At 41.9% G+C, this 25,102-nt stretch carries 19 protein-coding genes and 2 pseudogenes; 10 read left to right on the top strand and 11 right to left on the bottom strand.

Annotated elements, in window-relative coordinates:
• Positions 1 to 15 precede the first annotated feature (15 nt).
• Positions 16 to 612, bottom strand: coding sequence for a LysE family translocator (locus PGX00_RS03405; RefSeq protein ID WP_272132787.1), 597 nt, complete (start codon positions 610 to 612; stop codon positions 16 to 18).
• Positions 613 to 739: 127 nt separating this feature from the next.
• Here PGX00_RS03405 and PGX00_RS03400 point away from each other — a divergent pair, with 127 nt between their 5' ends.
• The 6 genes and pseudogenes from PGX00_RS03400 to crp all read left to right on the top strand — a co-directional run bounded on the left by PGX00_RS03400 (position 740) and on the right by crp (position 5,164).
• Complete coding sequence (locus PGX00_RS03400) at positions 740 to 2,131, top strand: aminotransferase-like domain-containing protein (protein ID WP_272132786.1); 1,392 nt, start codon at positions 740 to 742, stop codon at positions 2,129 to 2,131.
• Positions 2,128 to 2,732: pseudogene (locus PGX00_RS22855) on the top strand (hydrolase); the annotation flags it as partial. The gene PGX00_RS03400 and the pseudogene PGX00_RS22855, both read left to right, overlap by 4 nt.
• Before the next feature lie 59 nt (positions 2,733 to 2,791).
• Positions 2,792 to 3,103 (top strand): annotated as a pseudogene (locus PGX00_RS22850) (hydrolase); the annotation flags it as partial.
• A 9-nt stretch (positions 3,104 to 3,112) separates the two neighbouring features.
• Positions 3,113 to 3,325: a YheU family protein gene (locus PGX00_RS03390; protein ID WP_272132785.1), complete on the top strand. Its 213-nt coding sequence runs from the start codon at positions 3,113 to 3,115 to the stop codon at positions 3,323 to 3,325.
• Positions 3,326 to 3,416: 91 nt separating this feature from the next.
• Positions 3,417 to 4,286 (top strand): phosphoribulokinase, encoded by an 870-nt coding sequence (locus PGX00_RS03385; RefSeq protein ID WP_272132784.1) that lies wholly within the window; start codon positions 3,417 to 3,419, stop codon positions 4,284 to 4,286.
• Positions 4,287 to 4,531: 245 nt separating this feature from the next.
• Positions 4,532 to 5,164: a cAMP-activated global transcriptional regulator CRP gene (gene crp, locus PGX00_RS03380; protein ID WP_272132783.1), complete on the top strand. Its 633-nt coding sequence runs from the start codon at positions 4,532 to 4,534 to the stop codon at positions 5,162 to 5,164.
• Positions 5,165 to 5,217: 53 nt separating this feature from the next.
• On the opposite strand, the gene PGX00_RS03375 is transcribed toward crp, so the two are convergent.
• The 4 genes from PGX00_RS03375 to PGX00_RS03360 form a co-directional block, all read right to left on the bottom strand.
• The gene (locus PGX00_RS03375; protein ID WP_272132781.1) at positions 5,218 to 5,703 is read right to left on the bottom strand and encodes a GNAT family N-acetyltransferase; all 486 of its coding nucleotides are present in this window, start codon (positions 5,701 to 5,703) and stop codon (positions 5,218 to 5,220) included.
• 882 nt (positions 5,704 to 6,585) lie between these two features.
• On the bottom strand, positions 6,586 to 8,244 hold the full coding sequence (gene ltrA / locus PGX00_RS03370) for a group II intron reverse transcriptase/maturase (protein ID WP_272132780.1): 1,659 nt from the start codon (positions 8,242 to 8,244) through the stop codon (positions 6,586 to 6,588).
• A gap of 1,165 nt (positions 8,245 to 9,409) precedes the next feature.
• Positions 9,410 to 11,056, bottom strand: a complete 1,647-nt coding sequence (gene groL / locus PGX00_RS03365) for a chaperonin GroEL (protein ID WP_272132778.1) — start codon at positions 11,054 to 11,056, stop codon at positions 9,410 to 9,412.
• A 70-nt stretch (positions 11,057 to 11,126) separates the two neighbouring features.
• The gene (locus PGX00_RS03360) at positions 11,127 to 11,417 is read right to left on the bottom strand and encodes a co-chaperone GroES (RefSeq protein ID WP_047874558.1); all 291 of its coding nucleotides are present in this window, start codon (positions 11,415 to 11,417) and stop codon (positions 11,127 to 11,129) included.
• 252 nt (positions 11,418 to 11,669) lie between these two features.
• Here PGX00_RS03360 and PGX00_RS03355 point away from each other — a divergent pair, with 252 nt between their 5' ends.
• Complete coding sequence (locus PGX00_RS03355) at positions 11,670 to 11,960, top strand: DUF3624 domain-containing protein (RefSeq protein ID WP_272132773.1); 291 nt, start codon at positions 11,670 to 11,672, stop codon at positions 11,958 to 11,960.
• Between the two features lie 17 nt (positions 11,961 to 11,977).
• Here PGX00_RS03355 and PGX00_RS03350 read toward each other — a convergent pair whose 3' ends face one another.
• From PGX00_RS03350 to argC, 5 genes are all read right to left on the bottom strand, one after another.
• Positions 11,978 to 13,462, bottom strand: a complete 1,485-nt coding sequence (locus PGX00_RS03350; RefSeq protein ID WP_272132771.1) for an alkaline phosphatase — start codon at positions 13,460 to 13,462, stop codon at positions 11,978 to 11,980.
• Positions 13,463 to 13,771: 309 nt separating this feature from the next.
• Positions 13,772 to 15,646 (bottom strand): argininosuccinate lyase, encoded by a 1,875-nt coding sequence (argH, locus tag PGX00_RS03345; protein WP_272132769.1) that lies wholly within the window; start codon positions 15,644 to 15,646, stop codon positions 13,772 to 13,774.
• Between the two features lie 139 nt (positions 15,647 to 15,785).
• Complete coding sequence (locus PGX00_RS03340; protein ID WP_272132767.1) at positions 15,786 to 16,997, bottom strand: argininosuccinate synthase; 1,212 nt, start codon at positions 16,995 to 16,997, stop codon at positions 15,786 to 15,788.
• 90 nt (positions 16,998 to 17,087) lie between these two features.
• Positions 17,088 to 17,876, bottom strand: coding sequence for an acetylglutamate kinase (gene argB / locus PGX00_RS03335; protein WP_272132765.1), 789 nt, complete (start codon positions 17,874 to 17,876; stop codon positions 17,088 to 17,090).
• An 8-nt stretch (positions 17,877 to 17,884) separates the two neighbouring features.
• Positions 17,885 to 18,889 carry an N-acetyl-gamma-glutamyl-phosphate reductase gene (argC, locus tag PGX00_RS03330; protein WP_272132763.1) on the bottom strand — a complete coding sequence of 335 codons (1,005 nt, stop codon included), beginning with the start codon at positions 18,887 to 18,889 and terminating at the stop codon, positions 17,885 to 17,887.
• A gap of 156 nt (positions 18,890 to 19,045) precedes the next feature.
• Between argC and argE the strand changes: the two genes are divergently transcribed.
• The 3 genes from argE (at position 19,046) to PGX00_RS03315 (ending at position 23,948) form a co-directional block, all read left to right on the top strand.
• Positions 19,046 to 20,182, top strand: coding sequence for an acetylornithine deacetylase (gene argE / locus PGX00_RS03325; protein ID WP_272132761.1), 1,137 nt, complete (start codon positions 19,046 to 19,048; stop codon positions 20,180 to 20,182).
• Positions 20,183 to 20,415: 233 nt separating this feature from the next.
• On the top strand, positions 20,416 to 23,049 hold the full coding sequence (gene ppc, locus PGX00_RS03320; protein WP_272132759.1) for a phosphoenolpyruvate carboxylase: 2,634 nt from the start codon (positions 20,416 to 20,418) through the stop codon (positions 23,047 to 23,049).
• Positions 23,050 to 23,408: 359 nt separating this feature from the next.
• Entirely contained in the window at positions 23,409 to 23,948 is a 540-nt protein-coding gene (locus PGX00_RS03315; RefSeq protein ID WP_272132757.1) for a PadR family transcriptional regulator, read from the top strand.
• Between the two features lie 89 nt (positions 23,949 to 24,037).
• Here the strand turns inward: PGX00_RS03315 and metF are convergent, their stop codons facing one another.
• Positions 24,038 to 24,925 carry a methylenetetrahydrofolate reductase gene (metF, locus tag PGX00_RS03310; RefSeq protein WP_272132755.1) on the bottom strand — a complete coding sequence of 296 codons (888 nt, stop codon included), beginning with the start codon at positions 24,923 to 24,925 and terminating at the stop codon, positions 24,038 to 24,040.
• Between the last annotated feature and the right edge of the window lie 177 nt (positions 24,926 to 25,102).

Below are 25,102 nucleotides of genomic sequence, written 5' to 3'. Positions count from 1 at the left end.
AGACAAAGCAATGCTTCACCAGATAAATACCACACAAACCGCCGTTAAGGATCCCATACAAAGGTTAAATCGTCTCCAAGCCGAGGAACTCGACAACCACCGTCCAATCAACGTACCAAAACCTACCCAGATAGAAGAAGTCTGTATTTGAAAAATCCAAAAAATGGCAGCGATCACCAGTATTGACCACCAATATTCTCCACCTTCCAGTGAAAATGATCCAATTGCCGTCACCATCATCATCCACGCTTTAGGGTTAAGATACTGAAACAATGCAGCTTCAATAAATGTCATTGGTTTACTGGTTATATCACTATGGCCCGAGCTTGGCTTTGCGTTAGCTATTTTCCAGGCTAAATACAATAAGTAGCCACTACCTATCCATTTCATTGCTTCTTGAATTATTGGATATTGTTGAAAGATGAGTCCAAGCCCTGAAGCCAGCAAAAATACCATGCTCATCAATCCCACACCAATCCCAAAAGCATGCGGCAATGATCTTCGATATCCAAAATTAGCGCCTGAAGCGGTTAACATAACGTTGTTTGGTCCAGGTGTCCCTGTCATCACTAGAGCAAACATTGCAATTGAGATAAAAAACTGCCATTCCATTTTACTTTCCTCACACAGTGAAAATTGTATCGGTACAATACTTATTTATTAGTTGATTTTTCTCTTTTGTGCGCACAAAATGACCATAACAATGTAATTATTAAAGATCAAAAGGTTTATTGTCACCATGACAATCATAGAGTTTGCGTTATCCAAAACAAATACTGCACCAAAATACAAACAAATTGCCGAACTACTAGCAGAGAAGATTGAGTCAGGTCAGTTGACCGCAAATGACAAACTTCCAACTCATCGTTTCTTAGCAGATAAGTTAGGCGTTACGGTTGGCACAGTGACGAGAGCATACGCAGAGGCAGAGCGAAAAGGTCTAGTTGAAGCACGAGTGGGGGCTGGCACCTATGTTGTGGATAAGAAAAAAGTGTACTGGGCATTTGACCAAAGAGATAACTACGACCCTAACGAATGCAACTTCGGCTTTAACATTCCACCTATGTTTGATCGTAGCGAGATGCTAAAAGAGGCAATGGGTAACGTGGCTCAATCTGCTCAAGCACTCAATCAATTTATGATCTATCAAAAGCCCACTGGCATTGATTCTCATCGACAAATGGTGGCTAGTTGGCTTAACGAGCATGGAGTTAAGCTTGATGCTGATAGGCTATTGTTTTGCTCAGGAGCACAGCACGGAATGCAGATGGTTTTCGAAGCATTCACGAGAGCCGGAGATACTATTTTATCGGAAAAGCTGACTTACCCTGGTTTAATTAGTCTAGCTAAGCAGAAACAGCTAACCGTTAAAGGTGTAGAAATGGATGAGCAAGGTGTTCTACCAGCTGCTCTCGATGCGGCTTGTCGACAATTTCAGGTTAGATTCATCTATTTGACACCGACACTGCAAAACCCAACTACAGCCACCATGTCTCTTGAGCGACGTAAAGCGATCTTAGAGGTGTGTAAACAACATAACCTATATGTTATTGAAGACGATGTGAACGGGCTTCTCCCTAAGGATGCTCCTCCACCACTAGTCAATTTAGCACCGGAACAAGTATTCCATATTGGTGCTTTTTCTAAATGTCTCGCCCCGGGATTACGGGTAGGCTATATACAACCACCAAGTAAAATGCACCCTCACCTCAGCATTACATTACAAAACCATAGTTGGATGATAAGCCCTTTGCTTACCGCATTAACCTGTGAACTACTAAGCTCAAACAAGCTTGAAAACACCTTGCTTTTTATCCGCACAGAGATGAAAGAGCGTCTTACACTTGCACTTAACTATTTGTCCGATTACCAACTACAGTATACTCACGATTGTTTCCATGTCTGGTTAACGCTACCCGACCATTGGCGCTTAAGTGATTTTGTAAACAGGGCTGCTGAGAATGGCGTAATAGTAAAGTCGGCAGAGCTTTTTTCACCACCTGCGACCAATGTACCTCCAGCAGTGCGTCTTGCTTTAAGTTCACCAATCGATCAAGCTCAAGTTGAAACAGGACTCATTAAGTTAAAAGCCTTATTAGATAGTACCCCAATCAGTGACTTTACATTATGACCGAATTTAGAGCAGCAAGAGGGCTCAGCAATCCTCATTTACAAACCGTCATTCCAAGGATGATTCGCAAGCAGCCGCTATTCTCTGCACACTGGCAAACGCTAGAAACACCTGATGGCGATTTTCTAGACCTAGCTTGGAGTGAAGACTGGACCGCCCCATCAGCAAAAAACAAACCTATCTTTATACTTTTTCACGGTTTAGAAGGCAGCTTCGACAGCCCATATGCGAACGGTCTGATGCATGCTTTTTCTCAAAAAGGTTGGTTATCTGTCATGATGCACTTTAGAGGCTGTAGCGGCAGACCTAACCGACTCGCTAGAGCCTATCATTCTGGCGAAACTGATGATCCGCGCTTTTTTTAGAGTATTTACATACTCTTTTTCCTAATCAACCAAAGGTCGCTACTGGTATATCACTCGGTGGAAATATGTTAGTAAATTATCTCGCTAAATACCGCCAAGATCCTATCATTGAAGCCGCTACCGTTGTTTCTGCACCTCTCGACTTAGCTTCTTGTTCTGCACGAATAGAGCGAGGATTATCTAAGGTTTATGGGAACTACCTATTAACCTCTCTCAAAAAAACGCACTGCAAAAACAGAGACAGCTTACGTCGGAATTAGGCATTTCAACACAAGATATGGCATCCTTAAAAACACTGTATAGCTTCGATGATTTGATTACCGCACCTTTGCACGGGTTTGAAAGCGCTAAAGATTATTATCAAAAATGCTCTGGTATCCATGTTATAAATAACATTGGTGTGCCTCTGCAGGTGATTCATGCAAAGGACGACCCATTTATGACTCAAGCGGTCATACCTAACTTCTCATTGAACAAAAACATTCACTATCGCCTATTTACAAGCGGTGGTCATGTGGGCTTCTTAACGGGAACACTGACTAAACCCACTTTCTGGTTAGAACACGCATTACCTCGTTATTACCAGCATATAGCATCATCAATATAAGAAGAATTTATGATCATTCCATGGCAAGAAATCGACGGTGACACGCTCGATAACCTAATTAAAGAATTCGTTTTGAGAGAAGGCACCGATTACGGTCAAAGTGAAGTCACTTTGGAAGATAAAATTGAGCAAGTACGAAAACAGCTAAAGGCAGAAGACGCGGTCATTGTATTTTCGGAACTTCACGAAACCGTTGATATAAAACTCAGGCGCGAGTTCTGATAACAAAGAGTTAAGCATTTATTCTTTTTATAGAATCTCATACACTATTTTTAACATAACCGTATTCACCAATGTAACGACAAGGAATCTCATGTCAGCAAAACATCCGATTATCGCAGTTACAGGTTCATCTGGCGCAGGAACAACCACAACATCTGAAGCATTTAGAAAGATGTTTAATATGATGGACGTAAAGGCCGCATGGGTGGAAGGAGATAGTTTTCACCGATTTACTCGTCCTGAAATGGACATTGAAATTCGCAAAGCGAAAGAACAAGGTAAACACATTAGTTACTTTGGTCCTGAGGCCAATAATTTCCCAGCGCTAGAGCAGTTTTTTAGAAAATATGGTGACGAGGGCCAAGGCCAAGTAAGGCGTTACCTACACTCATTTGATGAAGCTGTACCTTATAACCAAATGCCGGGAACATTCACTCCTTGGCAAGACTTAGCGGAAGATAGCGACGTACTTTTTTACGAGGGCTTACATGGCGCGGTTGTAGATGGCGACATTAATGTGTCACAACACGTTGATTTACTGATCGGAATGGTACCTATTGTAAACCTTGAATGGATACAGAAATTTGTGCGTGATACACGAGATAGAGGGCATTCACGAGAAGCAGTTACCGACTCTATTGTCCGCTCAATGGATGATTATCTTAACTATATTACTCCTCAGTTTTCTCGTACCCATATAAACTTTCAGCGAGTTCCAACGGTAGACACCTCAAACCCTTTGAATGCAAAAGCTATCCCGAGCTTAGATGAAAGCTTTGTCGTTATTCGGTTACGTGGAATGAAGAATGTTGATTTTCCTTACCTTTTAGCCATGATTGATGGATCTTTTGTTTCTCGACACAATACATTGGTCGTACCGGGAGGAAAGATGAGCTTTGCAATGGAATTGATAATCAGACCCGTGCTACAACAATTAATTGAGACAGGCAAAATTGGTTAAATTTTAACCAACAAATGGATTTAGTTCTGATACCGTGACGATGTGCACACTTTGACCTAAGAATTCGGGAAATCAGGGCGATCAAAATCAAGAAATCGACTGCAAAAAAGGATATTATTCTTAACTGATATACATATGTAGCTTGCAGCTTTGAACGAGAAATCCTATGCTATCGTCACCGATTAAAAGGGGATGCAGCAAAGGAAAGCTGCTGAGCAGGCCCTGCAGATAATAGTGAGATAATTATGGTTCTTGGTAAACCTCAAACCGATCCAACGTTAGAGTGGTTTCTTTCACACTGTCATATTCATAAATATCCTTCCAAAAGTACGCTTATCCACGCTGGTGAGAAAGCGGAAACTCTGTATTACATTGTGAAAGGCTCTGTAGCCGTGCTTATCAAGGATGAAGAAGGTAAAGAGATGATTCTTTCTTACCTTAACCAAGGTGACTTCATCGGTGAGCTAGGTCTATTCGAAGAAGATCAAGAGCGTACTGCATGGGTACGTGCTAAATCACCATGTGAAGTTGCTGAAATTTCTTTTAAGAAATTCCGTCAGCTTATTCAAGTAAACCCTGACATTTTAATGCGTCTTTCATCTCAAATGGCAAGCCGTCTACAAACGACTAGCCAAAAAGTAGGTGACTTAGCATTCTTAGATGTGACAGGTCGTATTGCTCAGACACTTCTGAACTTAGCAAAACAACCAGATGCGATGACTCACCCAGATGGCATGCAAATTAAGATCACTCGTCAAGAGATCGGTCAGATTGTAGGTTGTTCACGTGAGACTGTTGGTCGTATTCTTAAGATGCTGGAAGAGCAGAATTTAATTTCTGCACACGGTAAGACGATTGTAGTTTACGGTACGCGTTAATAACACCGTTATAACATGATTAAAAAGCAGCGTTTACGCTGCTTTTTTTATCTCTACAACATCTTTAAAGTCGTCAGTTCCATCACAAAATTAGTCAACTGCTGCCCTCTAATATCTACTTGTTGTTCCTCTATTACCTTAAAACCACAATGTTCAAAAAAAGGCTTCGCCGTAACGCTGACATGAGAATAAATACGCGATAGATTGTTCTGATTACTCTGTTGATAAATACGCTGCATTAATGCACCAGCCACACCTCGCTTTTGATATTGATGTCCTACATAGAAATGGTCAATCAAGCCATCAGGCTGAAGATCAGCATAGCCGACAATTTTGTTATCTATCTCTGCAACAAAAGGCGTCAGTTTTTCCATAAGAACACGCCAAGACTCATAGGTAATCTCTTCAGATGCCCAAGCCTTTATTTGGCTTTCTGAGTAGTCTCTCTTATTAACATTATGCACAGTATCAAAAAATAGCGTTTTCAATTCTCTGGCGTCCTCAGACGTGTAAGCACGTATACGGATGACTGATTTCACTTAATCTCTTTTCCTTTTTAATTAGATAGCATACTTCATAAGCCTAACTAGTAATTCCACTATTTACTACACGCACAAAAAAACCGAAGCGTCTGTACACTTCGGTTTCCAATAACAATTAGGTTTAGAATTCTCTTTACTGAGTGACTTTAGAACAAGGCGAATGCGCTAAATGTACATCCGTACATGAGCACATTCAATGCCGCTATCAAGTCAGTGGTGAGAGGCTAAATCTTTTTGGCGGGTAAGGAGCAGCCATTACTGACTACCCCTCCCTAAGAACCGTGCGTGCGAGTTTCCCCGCACACGGCTCAAGCCTTTATAAGCCTACTCCAAAAAGCAAGCCAGCTAGAAAGAGTGCCGAACTTACCGAAGTAAGTTCAGCAGGGATCACAGCCATCCTAATTGATTCAAAGCAAGCAATAAGCCCGTTAAGGCATAGATTACATTCGAAACGTTAAAAATAACTGATACCCGTAGATCAAATTTCATGGCGATAGCCTTCAATAAGATCTAGGCGCCTAGACGTTAAATCCAGGATTTATATACCGCCCTGCCCGGCGGTTTGTAGTTCAATGTCTAGATCATATTCCTACAGCAGATAATGACTGCACCAATTGTGTATACCGATACTGTTATTTTGTACTGCTTACAGCACGCAGCCCACGTCTTTTTAGCGTGATGACGAACACGCGACGAGAGCGCCAAATGGTAGCTTCGTCTAGCGGTTAAGGTTCCACTAACCTCCTAGGGACCTTTTAGGTGGGACTAGTTTTGCACCCGGTACACAATAGACACTATCAAAACCTTTGAGCCACCTTATCATCAGCGACAACGGGGTTGATTGCCCACTCTTTCTATATGCGGTCGATTGAATAAAATTCAACCGCAATTACTATGAATTTGCTTGTGACAATTCATATGAAGCAACGTCAGGTTTGACTGTTTATCAGAACCCCCATCTACTCTACGAATAATATGGTGAACATCCCATTCGTCCTCAGTCTTAAAGACCTGATTACAAACAGCACATTTATAGTCCTGACGTTTCGCCAATGCCCATAGCTTCATGTTTCCTGCTAACGAAGATTTCAGCTTCCTGACCTTAAAGGTTTCGAAATACTGTTCATCTTCCGGTAGGTAACAATTCGCCCTAGCCCTGATTTTTACATGTCTTACGATATCAACTCTCGAAGCATATGCTAATCGATAGTATCCATCCTCTCCTTTTCTTGGTGCACTAAATACCCAATTTCGCTTATCCACTGTTTTAAAGTATTTAGCTCTAATCCAGCGTTTACGGCGGTTTTTATGGATACGTCTGCACCACTTCCAGAGCATTTGCCAAATACGATAGTCCACGTACTTGAAGGCTCTATCTGAACAGATGTGTCGGTGGTAGTTACACCATCCCCGAATCATCGGATTCAGTTTAGATATCACTGCCGCAGCCGAAGCTGTTTTGTGTGAATCCAAATAAGCTTTCACGTTCGAAAGCAGTTGCTTAACGCTTTTCTTCGCCGGCATGATTAACATCTTGCCTTTGTACTTGCGTAAGTTCTGCCCCAGAAAATCAAATCCTTTATCTATATGTGTTATCAGCGTCTTAGACTCTGACAGTTTCAGCCCTCGCTCAGCCATGAAGGCTTTCACTAATGGTAATACTTCATCTTCGAGCAGTTCTTTCGAAATACCAGTGATAATGAAATCATCCGCATAACGCACATAGTTGACCTTAGTCTTGTAACTAGCTTTGGTGTTCTTCTTCCCAAAATGGGATTCAAGCACCGATTCCAGACCATCTAAAGCCAAATTAGCAAGCACCGGAGAAATTATCCCTCCTTGTGGTGTTCCTGCCTCCGTAGGATTCAATTTCCCGCTTTCCATATACCCAGCTTTGAGCCACTTCCTGAGCACCGTTTTGTCCATATGGACATTATTAATTAACCAGTCATGGCTGATATTGTCAAAACACCCTTTGATATCCCCTTCCAACACCCATTGGGCGCTGTTTTTCCGGCTGAGGTTCACAAAGCATTGCTCTATGGCATCAGCTGTACTTCGATTGGGGCGAAATCCATAACTATTACGATCTGCTTTGGTTTCTGACACAGGCTCAAGAGCCAGAAGGTATAAAGCCTGCATAGCTCTATCCTTCATTGTCGGAATCCCTAGTGGACGCAATTTGCCATTTGATTTCGGAATGTAAACTCGTCTCAGCGGTTTGGGCTTGTAGCCTTTGCGCTTCAATTCATTGATAGCATCCCATTTCTTAACTGGTGTATTCCAAGTTACCTTATCAACTCCAGCGGTGTTCTTCCCTCGGTTCTCAGTTACCTTTCGAACCGCTAATGCTTTGGCTGAAAAGGAGCGTACCAACATACGTTGTAGCTTCTTTACTTGTCGCCAATCAGTTTCTATTGTTGCTTTCGCAATTCGCGTTTGCAGCCTCTTCACCGAAATGTGGCAGGCTTCCCAATCAATGGAATGCCAACTCTCATTAGAGCGCGAGAATGCAGGTACGCCTGTCGTTGTACTCATCTTGCTATCCTCTGGAAGTATTTCTCCACAAACAGCAAAGATATCTCACCCATAAGGTGAAAGATCTTCACCCTATGGGGAGTAGTACATAATGCTAATTTCTTAGAATTAGCCCTTTAGCTTTGCAAATGGTTTTGCGATTAAAGACCTCAATGGAAGTGGGCACGCTTTCACGTTAGAACAGCTGTCCCTATCCCGACTATTACCATCAGACATTCGCTTTTTCCATCGATCCTATACCCGCTAATCCAACAGTTCACCTTACGGTTCCCCTGCCTATAAGGCAGATTATCGGGCTTACCAAGTTCCCATGCTTGTACACAGCTGGTTAGGTTCTGCCTATTCAACGGTGGCATTAACGGTAGCGTTTCCCTAGATGTAAAAGAGAAACCTATCCACGTACCTTTTGGTCATAGCGTAGCAATGACATTTCGCTATTTCAGGCTCACGTCGTTTATCAGCAGTTCACATATGTTAACCATACAGCTAAGCCTAGCCTCTCATTTCATAGTCATTACGAAAATCCACAGTATTGCTCACGCAAAACCATGCCCAAAGCGGGGAGTACATTGTTAGGAAGCTTCCCACCCGTCCGTTACCAGACACGCAGTATCCCTAGGCTACAACCCGCTACAGAGTTGGTTTTATCTACACGGTTAGACAGTGCGCGTAAAACAATACAAACAAGAGCTTAAGTCACGTTAACTAGTTTGAGGTAAGAAATAGTCGTGCTACTGGAGTGGCATCACTATTACTTAGAAATGAAAATGTAAAATTCCTTGCGGTATAAAACACAACGCAATTCGAGTGCAAAACACAGGAATAGGCGCTCTTTGAACTCAGTTCAGAGAAGATAGTGCTAAATAGTAAGATGCATAAAAACTTGCAGGAACATTCCATTATTGAGATAGCTAATCTCTTGAGGGAAAGTCGGCAAAATATACATATATTGTTTGTATCAGCGTGAAAAACAGTATTAAAAATACCGTTTAGCTAGATTTGAAATTGTTACATTCCTTTCGGTGGGCAGACCTTTACCCTATTGGGCTTCCTATCCTAACTATTGTTAGGTTCGATCTTAAGGAGTACCAACTATCCCATATTTGGAATAGTTGGTCAAGAGGGTAATTAATTACCCTCTCTAGTTAACGCGACACTTGTCGCGCTACATCATGCCCGGCATGCCACCCATACCACCCATGCCACCCATATCTGGCATGCCTGGTGCGTCTTTAGCTGGTAAATCAGTAATCATAGCTTCGGTTGTGATCATAAGACCTGCAACTGATGCTGCGAATTGTAGCGCGCTACGAGTTACTTTTGTTGGGTCTAGGATACCCATTGCAATCATATCACCGTATTCGCCTGTCGCTGCGTTATAGCCATAGCTACCTTCACCAGCTTTAACGTTATTCGCAACAACTGAATCTTCTTCACCCGCATTTTCTACGATTTGACGTAATGGCGCTTCCATAGCACGAAGTGCAACGCGAATACCTACGTTTTGCTCTTCGTTAGAACCTTCAAGACCAACAACTTTAGATGCTGCGCGGATAAGTGCAACACCACCACCAGCAACAACGCCTTCTTCAACGGCTGCGCGAGTAGCGTGAAGTGCATCTTCAACGCGGTCTTTCTTCTCTTTCATCTCTACTTCAGTAGCAGCACCAACTTTGATTACTGCAACACCGCCAGCTAACTTAGCTACGCGCTCTTGTAGTTTCTCTTTGTCGTAATCTGATGTTGCTTCTTCGATTTGTTGACGAATTTGAGATACACGACCTTGAATCATCGTTTCTTCACCAAGACCATCGATAATAGTCGTATTTTCTTTAGTGATGATAATGCGCTTAGCTTGACCTAAATCTTCTAGAGTCACTTTTTCTAACTCTAGACCAATCTCTTCAGAGATAACCGTACCAGAAGTCAGTACAGCGATATCTTGCAGCATAGACTTACGACGATCACCAAACCCAGGTGCTTTTACTGCTGCAGCTTTAACGATGCCACGCATGTTGTTTACAACAAGTGTTGCTAGAGCTTCGCCTTCTACATCTTCAGCAATAATAAGAAGTGGACGAGACGCTTTTGCTACCGCTTCTAGTGTGGTCAAAAGCTCACGGATATTTGATACTTTTTTATCGATAAGAAGAATGAACGGGTTCTCTAGTTCAACCGCACCAGCTTCTTGATTTGTGATGAAATATGGAGAAAGGTAACCGCGATCAAACTGCATTCCTTCTACTACATCTAGCTCATCTTGAAGAGCTTGACCTTCTTCAACCGTAATAACACCGTCACGGCCTACTTTTTCCATTGCTTCAGCAATGATGTTACCAACAGTATCATCAGAGTTTGCAGAGATTGTACCTACCTGTGCGATAGCTTTCGTATCGGCACAAGGAACCGATAGGCCTTTAAGTTCTTCTACTGCCGCAATAACAGCTTTATCGATGCCACGCTTCAGGTCCATTGGGTTCATGCCCGCAGCAACCGCTTTTAGGCCTTCAGTAATGATTGATTGTGCTAACACTGTTGCGGTTGTTGTACCGTCACCAGCGGCATCATTTGCTTGCGACGCGACTTCTTTAACCATTTGCGCGCCCATGTTCTGAAACTTGTCTTCAAGCTCAATCTCACGCGCGACAGATACACCATCTTTAGTAATCGTTGGTGCACCAAAAGATTTGTCTAGTACTACGTTACGACCTTTTGGCCCTAGTGTTACTTTTACTGCGTCAGCCAGAACGTTAACACCTTCTAGCATCTTGATTCGTGCGTCGTTACCAAATTTTACGTCTTTAGCAGCCATCTTTAATATCCTTTCCTAAATTCTATTTTTATATTGCTTGTCGTTTAAGAGTGAATTACTCAACGCTTGCTTATTCAACAATAGCCATGATGTCATTTTCAGACATGATCAATACTTCTTTACCGTCAATTTTCTCAGTTTTAGTGCCGTAGCCTTCTGCGAAAATAACCGTATCACCAACTTTAACGTCCAAAGGTTGAACAGTACCGTTTTCTAAAATACGACCTTTGCCTACAGCTAGAACTGTACCGCGAGTAGATTTTTCTGCCGCAGATCCTGTTAGCACAATGCCACCTGCAGATTTTGATTCAACTTCTTTGCGCTCAACGATAACACGGTCGTGTAAAGGACGAATATTCATCGGGTCGTCTCTCCTGATTGTTGTTTCCATTAATGTAATTTAGTGCTGAATTATCAGCGCGTGAAAGATATGTGGGGGACAAGAGTTAAGATCCCAAGGGGAAAAACAAATTTTTTACGGATGAAGTCATATTTTTTGATTTAATCACGTTTTTTTTGAATAAAAGCCTACTTTTATCAGATCGGAGGTAATAATTGCACTGTTTTCAAGACTAGTTCAAAATCAAGCTAGGTGTTTAACTGGTAGCGAATAATGGCCTGTAAGTATTGTAAGGAAAATTGGTTCTGGAAAAAAATCGGCCGTTGCAAACGATGCATGGATCAATTAACGGTTCTTTCTGTGCTCTGTTGGGTTATTTGGTGGTTTGCCTTTCGAGATGACTTTAAAAGTGTTGAATCTATCGCGTTAATCATCGCTGGGTTCGGATTTAATTTTCTTCTATTTTTGCACCTTTGGTTTAAATTCGTTGTTTTTCCTATGCAGAAAAAAAGCCCCCTAAATAATAGAAGGCTTAATTTTATCTCGTGTTTTACAGTTCGATAATTAAATTTAAATTCATTTTATTTAGAAAGACTTAATGCTTCATTCATAACATGATATAGATAATTTTGCTCCACGACCCCTTGAAAAAGATACGCTTGAGGACCTCTAGCGAAGACTGCTACATCTTCACCAGAATGGGTTTCCGAACTCAAACGAACAAGAGATTGCTGTTTATAGTCTAATGCCAATACTTCCTGTTCAGTTAAATCAGAACGCTCTGTTTTAACCGCCCCTGGGCCATTTCCATAAGTAAGTGTGGTGTACTTTTTACCAAACTCATCTTGACTGAATTTACCTTTAGATTTAGACAACCCAAGTATATTGTTGCCACGGGTCGAATAACCATTCATAACAAGGGTATGAGCGTGATCAGCCGTTACTATAATTAACGTGTCTTCTAGGTTGGTATTTTCAAGTGCCGCTCTAATTGCATCATCATAAGCAATGGTATCTTCTAAGGCTCGTTTTGCATTCCCTTCATGATGAGCATGATCGATGCGCCCAGCTTCTACCATCAATACATAGCCTTCTTCATTCTTTGAAAGAATATCAATTGCCTTGGTAGTCATTTCAGCCAGAGAAGGTTCATCACCACGACGATCCGCTTCATATTTCATATGGCTGCTTTCAAATAAGCCAAATGCTCGAGTTGTGTTGTCATCAAGATTGTCGAAACCGGCCTGATCATAAACGTATTGACCTTCTGGGTATTTCGCCTGCCACTCTTCAATTAAATTACGACCATCTTTGCGCTTACCTTTCTTTCCTTCAGGATCAATCACTTCTACTGGCAAAAATTCTCGACGCCCACCACCAAAAGCAACCTGAATACCATTACCTTTGTCGAAGCTTACGAACTGAGTAGCAATATCAACACAACCTTGATTCTTTGCAATATTAGGTAAGTCATGTTCCCAGTTCCTATCTGCACTGTGTGCATAGGTTACGGCGGGTGTCGCATGAGTTAAACGAGCGGTACTCACAACTCCCACCGACATACCACGTTCAGCCGCTAGCTCCCATGCCGTTGTCGTTTCATTACCTAAAGCGGTGTTACAAAAACCACGTTGCACGTTGTCATTGATTGAGATAGTTCCCGCTTTAGTCTTCACACCAGAAACCATGGCAGAGGCAGTGCCTGCAGAATCAGGTATCTGCATATCGGTGTTATAAGTCTTTACTAGTGCCGCATGCGGCAGGCTCTCCATTGCCAAACTGTACTCTTCACCAAGTAAACCACGACGTTGGCCTTCAAAAATACGACCAGCCGTAATGGTGCCAACACTCATGCCATCTCCAACGAACAAGATAACGTTTTTTGCCGGCTTATCGATTGGCATATTGACCTTTGCTTTTGCAATTGCGGCCTGTGCTTCTGTATACCATGCATCGTTCTGCTGTGGTACTTCAACGGCCGTTGAAATACTTGATTCCGTATTGCTACAGCCTGTTAATCCGACTAATAAACCACTGATAGCTAGAGCTAAATGATGTCCCTTCACAAGGTTTCTCCGATTTAGTATTAAATGATTTTCTACGTGTATGTTTAACAACTAAATAGGCTAGCGATAGATATGTGACAGGGGATAACGGTTAGGTGAAGGTTTTTTGAAATTTTTGTGTACAGTGAAATTGTCTTATAAAAAGAAAAAAGCCCCTAATCCAATCCGGATAGGGGCTTTCTTAGATATTCTTCTAAGAAAAAGCAGTGGTACTTATTAAGACCGAGCTTTTTCTAAAATGTTCCCACAAAAAAGATCTTTTTTTAAGGCTATGCTAATGGTGTAATTTTTCCATTCAATTTCAACAAATTAAGCCACGTTAACTCGGATAATAGTTTGTTCGCAAAGATCAAACTCTAACGCCACCTCATCACACGCGTGTATTCTTGGGCATTGTTCGCAATCTTTTAGTACTTTTTCAGGCAGCAAACTCTTCGATGTTGGCAAGAAGTTCTGTTTCATGAAGAACTCTGGTGTACGAGTCAATACGAAGACTTTTCGTATTGCCATCTGTTTTGCCTTTGCAACTAAATGTTGGACAATCGCAGTACCTTGACCTTGTCTGTGCCATCCAGCCTCAATACCCAAAGAGCGTATTTCCGCCAAACCAGAGTCGTATACATAGAGAGAAGCGCACCCTGTGACTTCACCTTGATGCTCAACAACTGCAAAGGAACCAATATCTCGTATAAGTTCACTACGGTTTCGAGGTAAGTTTTCACCCATATTAGACCAATAAGCAACCATACCTTCTAGTGCGTCAATATCGGTTAATCTTGCTACACGAACCTTAATTGCAGAGACATTTCTCTTCTCTAGGCGTTGCTGCGCATGATCAACTGCATAGGCCACCTGCTTAGGAGATACACCACCTAAAGCTGAACGCTTATCTAAGCATGATTCAATAGTAAGGATCTCGTATACATCATCTTCGATAACATCAGAGAACACTTTTAACTCTTCAATCGATAGTTCTTCTAAAGCACACCCTTTTTCAATCGCTCCAACTACAGCCACACCGACGATGTGGTGTGCTTCACGGAATGGGATGTTTTTAGCCACAAGGTAATCGGCTAATTCAGTAGCATTAGCATAACCTTGCTTCGCTGCTTCTAATGTCCGTTCTTTGTTTACTTTTAAACCATCGAAACAAAGGGCCGCCATTTCCATGCAGTCATTCCACGTATCCAATGCGTCGAATAACCCTTCTTTGTCTTCCTGCATATCTTTATTGTAAGCGAGAGGAAGAGCTTTTACGGTCATCATCATCGCCGCTAACGAACCATATACACGACCACATTTCCCTCGAATAAGTTCTAATGCGTCAGGATTTTTCTTTTGCGGCATCAAGGATGAACCTGATGTAACAGTATCGGCTAATTCGATGAAATTAGATTCACCAGAATTGTAGAAAATCATATCTTCGGCAAGGCGCGAAAGGTGCAACATTGAGATAGAAGCGATAGACATCAATTCCATCACATGATCTCTATCTGAAACCGAATCTAAACTGTTACGTGTGGCTCGACGAAAACCTAAGTTATGAGCAAGATCTTGACGATCCATTGGATACGCTGTTCCCGCTAGTGCACCAGAGCCCAACGGACAGGTATCAAGACGATTGATAGCATCCCCAAGACGAGAATAATCACGTTCAAACATTTCAACATACGCTAAACACCAGTGAGCGAATGTAACCGGTTGTGCTCTTTGTAGGTGGGTATAACCAGGTAAAACGGTGTCCTGATGTTGTGATGCTACATCTACAAGTTGATTTTGCAAACGATCCAGCACAATGAGTAGATGCTGACCTTGTTGACGACACCATAGTTTTAGATCTGTCGCTACTTGGTCATTACGAGAACGGCCAGTGTGAAGTTTTTTACCTAGGTCACCTACTTTACCAATAAGTTGCTGCTCAACCCAGCTATGGATATCTTCTGCATCAGATTTAAGGATCTGCTCAGGGTCTTCCATGACTTCTAGCTTCAACTCGTTTAAAGCAAGTTCGAGTTTTTGTTGCTCTATTTCATTAAGAACACCAACAGAACGAAGTGCTTTAGACCAGGCAATTGACCCAACAATGTCTTGCTCAGCTAGTCGGTAATCAAAGCGAAGTGAATCGTTGAAATCTTTGAACCGAGTGTCTGCTGCTTGGGTAAATCTACCGCCCCATAATGCCATTGTGTATCTCCTGATCTTAACGGAAGCTAATTATTATTGTTAGTTGGTGTGTTATTGAGAGCTTAACACGCGGCTGTAGATACTAGCGATATACAACCGAGAATCAAGCTTCTGTTTTATTACTTTTGAAAAATTCTAATTACTTTTGCGAATTCAAAGTACGAATACGGCTGGCTAAAGAATACAAACGTATAAATCCTTCCGCGTGACTTTGGTCATACACTTCATCTTCACCGAATGTTGCAAATGCTTCACAGTACAAGCTGTTATCAGAACGCTTCTGAGTAGCTGTTGCTTGCCCTTTGTAAAGCTTAATAACCACTTCGCCATTAACATCTTGTGCTAGGCTTTCTGATGCAGCAATAATTGATTCGCACAGCGGAGTAAACCAACGGCCATCGTAGATTAAATGAGCCGCTTTTACACCTAACTCTTCACGGAACTCAAATGAGCTCTTATCTAGAACAAGTTGTTCTACTGCACGAAGTGCTTCCATCATGATTGTGCCACCCGGAGTTTCATAACAACCACGAGACTTCATACCAACCAAACGGTTTTCAACGATATCGATACGCCCAATTCCGTGTTCAACACCTTTATCATTTAGGTACATTAGAGCTTCGTATGGCGACATGTCTTTGCCATCAACCGCAACAACTTCGCATTTTTCTACTTTTATTGTTACGTATTCAGCTTCGTTTGAAGCTTCTTCTGGGCTTTTTGTCCATGCCCAACAATCGTCGTTTGGTGCGTTCCAAGTTTGCTCAAGAACACCACCTTCTGTCGAAATATGCCATGCGTTTGCATCGCGAGAATAGATTTTAGTTAATGATGCAGAGCACGGGATATTACGCTCAGCAAGGTAATCTAAACATTCCTCTCTGCTCACTAGATCCCACTCACGCCAAGGGGCGATAACATGTAGATCTGGTGCGAGTGCAGCGAATGCACCTTCAAAACGAACTTGGTCATTACCTTTACCAGTACAACCGTGCGCAAGAGCATCAGCCCCAACATTACGAGCACATTCCACTTGTGCTTTAGCAATAATTGGTCGAGCCATAGAGGTACCTAAAAGGTATTTACCTTCATATAACGCACCTGTTTTTAGTGAAGGATAAATGTACTCTTTAACCATCTCTTCTTTAAGATCCGCAACGTATACTTCAGATGCGCCAGAAGCGATTGCTTTTTCCTCGACACCTTCCAACTCTTCTGCACCTTGGCCAACATCTGCTACAAAAGCAACCACTTCACAGTCATAGTTCTCTTTCAACCATGGAATGATTACTGATGTGTCTAGACCGCCGGAATAGGCTACGACTACTTTTTTTACTTCAACCTTGCTCATAGTATTTCTCCTGATCTCCCGGACTGCTCTGGCGGTCAGTACATCGGGTTTAAAAATTGTTGTGTTTAATAATTATGTCTGTCTAAATTTTTACTGAGGCAAAAACTGTGTACCTATGCTCTTGCCTGAAAATAATTCGCTTAATTTTTCTGGGTAACGCCACGTTGCAACTTCAATTGGTCTACCAAGTTCGTTTGCAGCGTCTAAAGCTGCTTCCACCTTAACTATCATTCCATCTGTGATAACTCGGCCCTGAATCAGTGCATCTGCTTGCTTCTTATCTAGGTTAGGTAGCAAGTGACCTTTACCATCCAGCACTCCGCTAACATCTGAAAGGAGTACTAATTCTGCATCTAAAGAACTCGCGACAGCAACTGCAGCTTGATCAGCATTTACGTTCATCAGCTGACCTTTCTCTGTTAATCCGATTGAACTGATAATAGGTAATGCACCCGTTTTCAATATCGCTTTAAGTACACTGGCGTCACCTGCACTCGCTTTACCTACTGCCCCTAACTCTGGGTCCAATTCTTCAACCTTGCACAAGCCACCATCCGCTAAACAAAGACCAACTGCTTTAAGACCATTTCTAACCGCTTCACCTTGCAGCAATTTATTGGCAGTACCTGCCAATGCACCTGCTATAACTGGGATTTGGTCATAAGGCGTAACACGCAAACCATTTTTCTTTACTGTCTCTAGCTGTAACTTTGCCATTAACTCGTCAACAAGGTAACCACCCCCATGAACGATAACTAACTCTCTGTTCGCCTGATTTTGGTAGCTTTCAATCGCATTAAAAAGTTTACCTAGAGTGTCAGAACATGAAAGTGCTGCGCCGCCTAGTTTAATCACTAATGGTTTTAGATCTTGATTCATATTAATTCTCACAAAAGTGAAGTAAGCGGCTCAAAACCGTTACGAATATTTAAACACTGCATCCCATGGCTAGACGCACCTTTTAATAGGTTATCGATAGCGGAAACTACAATGACGTGCTCCCCTTCTACCTTCCATCCGATATCACAGAAAGGAGTAAATTCTACATCCTGTACTCTAGGGATACTCTCATGCTTTAAACGAACCGCTGGTTTATTTTGATAAGCTTTTTCAAACGCGTTATTTACGTCTTCAGCTGTAACACCAGTAGCGAGCTTCATAGTGATCGTAGCTAGAATGCCTCTTTTAAAGTTACCGAGATGTGGTGTAAAGATGACGTCACAACCAAGATGTGAAGCAATTTCAGGCTTATGACGATGAGTGAACAACCCATAAGGCTGCAAGCTCACTTCACAAAAACTGTTGGTCATACTCGATTTTCGACCCGCACCAGTAACACCACTTGTCGCATTAATAACTGGCCATTGATTGAGATCCAGCATATTCATTTCTACTAGAGGTTTAATGGCTAACTGGGAGGCGGTTGGGTAACAACCTGCTACAGCAATCAGGTCAGTATTTTTTATCTCTTTTTCGTTCCACTCAGCCAACCCATAAACAGCGCTGTTCAGAAGCTCTGTATGTTTGTGGTCGAAGCCATAAAACTTAGGGTAGAAACCTTCAGATTGAACGCGATACGCACCAGATAAGTCGAAAACCTGACAACCTTGCGCTAAAAATTCAGGCGCTAAATCGTGGCTAACTTCGTGCGCCGTCGCTAAGAAAACAACATCACACGCCTTTGCTACCGCTTCAACATCAGTTAGTGGTAGAACCTTCATATCAACGACACCGGACAGCTTGCCATGTAATGTGCTGATTTTCTTATTCGCGTCTACACTATTGGCGGAAACATATAATCCTGATAGCGTTAGCTCAGGGTGTCTTGTAACCATAAGAGCTAACTCAGCTCCTGTATAACCGCTTGCACCAATAATTGTGGTTTTTAACATCTTGACTTATCCAAATACTTGGGTAACTAACAACAGTCAAACTTGACTATTCATACTCAAAAAACGTCATTATTCGGTTTTTTATTCACAAATAATGATTTAATATGCTTTTTAACGTCTTAAGGGTTATCTGTCAATAGGGGAAGCGAAGATAATATGCAATTACCTAAATTTATCGATGTATACAAAGGGCTCATTTCGACCTCTTCTATCAGTTCAACCGACCCCAGTTGGGATGAAGGAAATAGCCAAGTCATTGAACTATTGGCTGACTGGTTAAGGCAAATGTCCTTCGAAGTGGATGTGGTCGAAGTTGAGAAAGGAAAATGTAATCTAATCGCGAAACGGGGACAAGGTGAGGGCGGTCTATTATTAGCGGGACATACCGACACAGTCCCTTTTGATCAAGGCCAATGGAATTTTGACCCACATGCACTAACAGAAGCGAATAATCGCTTTTATGGCTTAGGCACAGCGGACATGAAAGGATTTTTTGCCTTCATTATTGAAGCGGTCAAAAACATAGATTGGCAAAATCAGACAAAACCTCTTTATATACTCGCTACATGTGATGAGGAAACGACCATGCTTGGCGCTCGTCACTTTACCGACGAAGCGCCAATACAACCAGATTATTGCATTATTGGCGAACCAACAAGCCTAGTACCAATTAGAGGGCATAAAGGACATGTTGCAAATGCGATACGAGTAACGGGTAAATCCGGCCACTCTTCAGACCCCGCGTTGGGAGTTAACGCAATCGAGATAATGCATGAGGTGATGTACGCACTGATGCAACTGAAAAATAAGTTGGTTAAAGAGTATCATCATCCAGGCTTTGCCATTCCGTCACCCACTCTAAATCTAGGGCATATACATGGCGGCGATAGCGCTAATCGTATATGTGGCTGCTGCGAGCTTCATTATGATGTACGTCCTCTTCCTGGAATAAGCCTTGATGGTCTGGACAACATGCTCCAAGGCGCACTAAAAGAAGTTAAAGCCAAATGGCCAAACCGTATTGAGATTCGTCCACTGCATGAACCTATTCCGGGTTATGAGTGTTCACAGGATGATAGTTTTGTTTCGGGAATGGAAACCATATGTGAAATGAACTCTGAAACCGTAAACTACTGTACTGAAGCGCCTTTCTTACAACAATTATGCCCAACATTGGTTCTTGGACCAGGATCTATTGACCAAGCTCATCAACCAGATGAATTTTTAGCTTTCGAATTTATCGACCCTACAATTAACATTCTTTCCAAAGCAATTCGCCAATATTGCTTCTAGTCTTTAGTTATAAGGTCTTATTGCTCGCTGAATACCTTCTGTGTAATGTATAGAGTTGTGAAATAAAATTTCACAACTCTATAACCTAATGAGTTTTAGAAATGATCACAGTCAATTTAAAACCATTAAAGCCATTGTGTCTTTGTCTTTATTTGACTCTAAGCACAGATATTCGCTAGATTGTATCTTTAGGACGAAAATATACTGTAATTAAATTACGAGGCAGAAAGGAAATGAACGAGAAATATGCTGCTTTAAAAAGTAACGTGAGAACACTAGGTCACTTACTTGGCAATACTATAAAAAATGCACATGGCGAAGAAATTTTAGAGAAAGTCGAATTAATACGCCAGCTGTCTAAATCTGCCGAAAGAGAAAACGATCAACAAGCCCGCGAAGAACTAATACAGGTTATTTCTAACCTACCTGATGATCAATTAAACCCTGTAGCAAGGGCGTTTAACCAATTTCTAAATTTGACTAACATCGCGGAACAATACCATACGATTTCACGCCATTGTGATTCAAATATTTGCGAACCCGACGTCATCCATACATTATTTTCTAAGCTAACCGAGAATAGTGTAAGTAAGTTAGAAACCGCACAGGCTATTAAAGATCTCAATATTGAACTGGTTCTCACTGCACACCCGACTGAGATAGCTCGTCGAACTATGATCAACAAGCTAGTAAAAATTAATAAATGCCTTTCCCAGCTTGAACTAAGTGATCTTTCCTCGAGAGAAAGAGTGAAACAAGAGCGCCGATTAGAGCAGCTCATTGCTCAATCGTGGCATTCTGATGATATGCGTAAAGAGCGACCAACTCCTCTTGATGAGGCCAAATGGGGCTTTGCCGTTGTAGAAAATTCATTATGGGAAGCAGTACCTGAGTTTTTACGAGAATTCAATGACCGAGTGACGGATTATCTTGGCGAAGGGCTTCCTATTGATGCTCGTCCGGTTCATTTTTCTTCTTGGATGGGTGGCGATAGAGATGGCAACCCATTTGTGACTCATGAGATTACTCATGAGGTTCTTCACCTATCGCGCTGGAAAGCCGCTGATCTATATCTAGGCGATATTAATGAACTCGTCAGTGAGCTATCTATGATCGAATGTACTGACGAACTTAGACAACTTGCCGGCGAAGAGCATGAACCTTATCGCGCCGTATTAAAAAAAATCAGAACACTGTTAACCGATACACTCGAAGTGTTAGACGCAAAAATTAATCGAACTGACGTTCCGAATAAAGCCATATTAGAGAATGTTGAACAGTTATGGACTCCTCTTTACGCTTGTTATCAATCGCTACATCAATGCGGAATGGGTGTCATTGCTGACGGTTCACTGCTCGATAGTCTACGTCGAGTGAAAGCATTCGGTGTCCACCTTGTACGTTTAGACATTCGTCAAGAAAGTACTCGTCACTCAGATGTACTTTCGGAACTCACACGGTACTTAGGTATTGGTGATTATGATCATTGGAGTGAACAAGATAAAATTTCATTTCTTGTCAATGAGTTAAGTTCAAAACGACCGCTCCTCCCTCGCAACTGGCAGCCTTCTGAACCGGTTCAAGAGGTTTTAGACACCTGTAGGATAATTGCTAGTCAATCTCGTGAGGCATTTGGTTCTTACGTCATCTCAATGGCAAGAACTGCATCAGATGTACTCGCGGTACACTTACTACTTCAAGAGTCTGGTTGTCAGTTCCGAATGGATGTATGTCCACTTTTTGAAACACTAGATGACTTGAACAATTCAGAAGCCGTAATCAAACAGTTACTCGAGATAGATTGGTATAGAGGCTTTATCCAAAATCACCAAATGGTCATGATTGGTTATTCTGATTCAGCTAAAGATGCTGGTGTGATGTCAGCTGGTTGGGCTCAATATAGTGCTATGGATGCGTTAGTCCGCGTATGTGAAGAAGCGAATATCGAGCTAACACTCTTCCATGGCCGTGGAGGCACAATAGGTCGCGGTGGGGCTCCAGCACATGCGGCACTCCTTTCTCAGCCACCAAAAAGCCTAAAAGGTGGCCTACGAGTCACTGAACAAGGTGAAATGATTCGTTTCAAGCTTGGCTTGCCAGATATAGCTGTAAACAGCTTTAATCGATACGCGAGTGCTATTCTTGAAGCTAACTTGTTACCACCTCCTAGCCCAAAACAAGAATGGCGCGATCTAATGGAGGTTCTGTCACAAGTTTCCTGTGAAGCGTACCGTTCTATTGTTAGGGGTGAACCTGACTTCGTTCCGTATTTTAGGGCCGCGACACCAGAGCGAGAGCTTGGTATGTTACCTTTGGGATCACGACCATCCAAAAGAAACCCTAACGGCGGCGTTGAAAGCTTAAGAGCGATTCCTTGGATATTCTCTTGGAGCCAAAACAGATTAGTTTTACCTGCTTGGTTAGGGGCTGGTGAATCGATACAGTACTCTATCGACAAAGGTCACCAGAACTTATTAGAAGAGATGTGTCGCGAATGGCCTTTCTTTTCTACCCGCCTTGGTATGCTAGAAATGGTTTATTCAAAATCGAATATTGAGATTTCACGCTATTATGATCAAAGGCTAACAGATAAATCACTTTGGCGATTAGGGGATCAATTACGAGACCAGTTGCAAAAAGATATTAAAGCGGTTCTTAATGTAGAGAACAATGAAAACTTAATGCAAAGTGATCCGTGGGGGCTAGAATCGATCCGATTACGTAACATTTATGTTTTACCGATGAACATCCTTCAAGCAGAGCTGTTATACCGGACTCGTCAAGCAGATGAGCCATCTTCCGAACTAGAAGAAGCATTGATGGTAACAATCGCAGGCATTGCTGCTGGCATGCGCAACACAGGATAGTAATTAAACCCAAAAACAGGACATAATGCCTCACCTTTACAGCATATTGTCCTGTTTTTTCTCCACCCTGAGAGATTTATCATCCTTTTGAGACAATTTGCCCCTTTTTTTGATTTTCACAACAAAATTTAATGGTATGCTTACGCCCCATTGTGCTCCAAATATCGACTATACTAATAACAAGCACAATAATAAGGAATCAAACTCCACAGGCTTCTAGGTGAATATCGGCTGAAGATAAGAGTAACGAATAAACGCAGATTTATCGTTATTCTGAACTGCAAATTGATGAGTGTCATAAAGCACGTACGCAGTTCAAAGATGTGAGTTTTTATATTACTAATTATTGGATTTAAGACATGTCATTACCACACGTAATCCTTACCGTTTTAAGCACTCGTGATGCTACCGGGTACGATATCACCAAAGAGTTTTCATATAGTATCGGCTATTTTTGGAAAGCGAGTCATCAGCAAGTTTATAGAGAGCTCAATAAAATGGCTCAAAATGAACTCGTCACTTGTGTTTTACAGCCACAAGACGGCAAACCAGATAGAAAAGTTTATTCAATTACAGAAGCCGGACGTCGTGCATTAGGCGAGTGGTTTGAACTACCTACAGCACAACCAACTGTTAGAGATGAATTCAGCGCTAAGTTAATGGCTTGCGCTATAGAATCTGCGGATTCTTTCAAAGAACAAGTCTCGACACTTATTGGTGAATCTAAACAGTTAGTCAATCATTACAAAGAGATTGAAGCAACTTATTATGGTGATCCAACCAAACTAGACAGGCATGCTAAATTAGAACGTCTTACGCTTAGACGTAACCTAATTATACGTGAAGCTTGGGTAGGTTGGGCAGAAGAAGTCTATGCAGAAATAGAATCAATGGATTAGGACGAGCCAGTTCATTCCTTTGTTTCTAAAACATAAAAGGGTTGATGTACATACATCAACCCTTTTATCGTTATGTTTATCGGTTCACTTTATTTTGTTGGTCTTACACCGAGTGTATGACACAACGCAAACGTCATTTCTGCTCGGTTTAGTGTATAGAAGTGAAAATCCTTTACTCCTTCCCTACTCAAGATTCTAACCATATCAATCGCTTGGCTTGCACCAACTAATTGACGAGTTGTTGGATCATCTTCTAAACCAGCGAACTGCTGAGCCATCCATCCTGGAACTTTCACATGATTCATTGCTGCAAAGCGAGACGCTTGAGTAAAGTTAGATACTGGTAGAATTCCCGGTACAATCTCTACATCAATACCAGCACTCACACAACGATCTCGGAATCTGAGGTAGCTTTCAACATCAAAGAAAAATTGAGTGATTGCGCGGTTAGCACCCGCATCCACTTTTCTTTTCAGATTAAGTAGGTCTGACTGGGCACTTTTTGCTTCTGGATGCACCTCAGGAAATGCCGCGACTGAGATATCAAAATCATGACGTGATTTAAGCAACGTCACTAAGTCGGATGCGTACATATCAGGTGCACCGCCACCAGCGGGGATATCACCACGTAAAGCGACAATATTACGGATACCGTTTGTCCAATAGTCTTCTGCTATTTCTACAAGCTCATCGCGGCTTGCGTCGATGCAGGTTAAGTGTGGAGCCGCCACTAAGCCTGTCTGCTCTTTTATTTCTTTAATTATGGAATGGGTACGATCGCGCTCACCAGAGTTTGCACCATAGGTAACAGAAACAAATTTAGGTTGAAGCGTTTTCAACCGATGAACTGAGTTCCACAGGGTTTCTTCCATTTTTTCGCTGCTTGGCGGGAAAAATTCAAAAGAGACATTAATGTCACCAAGCTCCGCAATATTCTGATTCAAGGCGTCTAGATGACTAGCGTGTGAATAACTCATAGTTCTCTCCCATTCGGGGCTGATAGATGTTGTGTTGTTTTATTATTTTGACGTTTAGACGTCTATATGTCTGTAGAATGTAATGAAATGAGATCAATGTCAACACGATGATCATGAACTTTTTTCATGTAACTGGTGAGAATTGTTCAAGACCTAACTAAAATAAGAAAAATCCCC

It is taken from the genome of Vibrio algarum, assembly GCF_028204155.1.
GTDB classification, from domain to species: domain Bacteria; phylum Pseudomonadota; class Gammaproteobacteria; order Enterobacterales; family Vibrionaceae; genus Vibrio; species Vibrio algarum.
Note: the sequence above shows the minus strand (reverse complement) of the source record. Positions and strands in the feature narration are given on the sequence as shown.

Bases quoted from the DNA above. Each gene is read 5' to 3' on its own strand.
- PGX00_RS03355 (WP_272132773.1), top strand. From the start codon at position 11,670: ATGGCCTGTAAGTATTGTAAGGAAAATTGGTTCTGGAAAAAAATCGGC.
- PGX00_RS03390 (WP_272132785.1), top strand. From the start codon at position 3,113: ATGATCATTCCATGGCAAGAAATCGACGGTGACACGCTCGATAACCTA.
- PGX00_RS03360 (WP_047874558.1), bottom strand. From the start codon at position 11,417: ATGAATATTCGTCCTTTACACGACCGTGTTATCGTTGAGCGCAAAGAA.
- argH (WP_272132769.1), bottom strand. From the start codon at position 15,646: ATGGCATTATGGGGCGGTAGATTTACCCAAGCAGCAGACACTCGGTTC.
- PGX00_RS03315 (WP_272132757.1), top strand. From the start codon at position 23,409: ATGTCATTACCACACGTAATCCTTACCGTTTTAAGCACTCGTGATGCT.
- crp (WP_272132783.1), top strand. From the start codon at position 4,532: ATGGTTCTTGGTAAACCTCAAACCGATCCAACGTTAGAGTGGTTTCTT.
- PGX00_RS03405 (WP_272132787.1), bottom strand. From the start codon at position 612: ATGGAATGGCAGTTTTTTATCTCAATTGCAATGTTTGCTCTAGTGATG.
- PGX00_RS03400 (WP_272132786.1), top strand. From the start codon at position 740: ATGACAATCATAGAGTTTGCGTTATCCAAAACAAATACTGCACCAAAA.
- metF (WP_272132755.1), bottom strand. From the start codon at position 24,925: ATGAGTTATTCACACGCTAGTCATCTAGACGCCTTGAATCAGAATATT.
- PGX00_RS03340 (WP_272132767.1), bottom strand. From the start codon at position 16,997: ATGAGCAAGGTTGAAGTAAAAAAAGTAGTCGTAGCCTATTCCGGCGGT.
- argC (WP_272132763.1), bottom strand. From the start codon at position 18,889: ATGTTAAAAACCACAATTATTGGTGCAAGCGGTTATACAGGAGCTGAG.
- ltrA (WP_272132780.1), bottom strand. From the start codon at position 8,244: ATGAGTACAACGACAGGCGTACCTGCATTCTCGCGCTCTAATGAGAGT.
- PGX00_RS03385 (WP_272132784.1), top strand. From the start codon at position 3,417: ATGTCAGCAAAACATCCGATTATCGCAGTTACAGGTTCATCTGGCGCA.
- ppc (WP_272132759.1), top strand. From the start codon at position 20,416: ATGAACGAGAAATATGCTGCTTTAAAAAGTAACGTGAGAACACTAGGT.
- groL (WP_272132778.1), bottom strand. From the start codon at position 11,056: ATGGCTGCTAAAGACGTAAAATTTGGTAACGACGCACGAATCAAGATG.
- argB (WP_272132765.1), bottom strand. From the start codon at position 17,876: ATGAATCAAGATCTAAAACCATTAGTGATTAAACTAGGCGGCGCAGCA.
- argE (WP_272132761.1), top strand. From the start codon at position 19,046: ATGCAATTACCTAAATTTATCGATGTATACAAAGGGCTCATTTCGACC.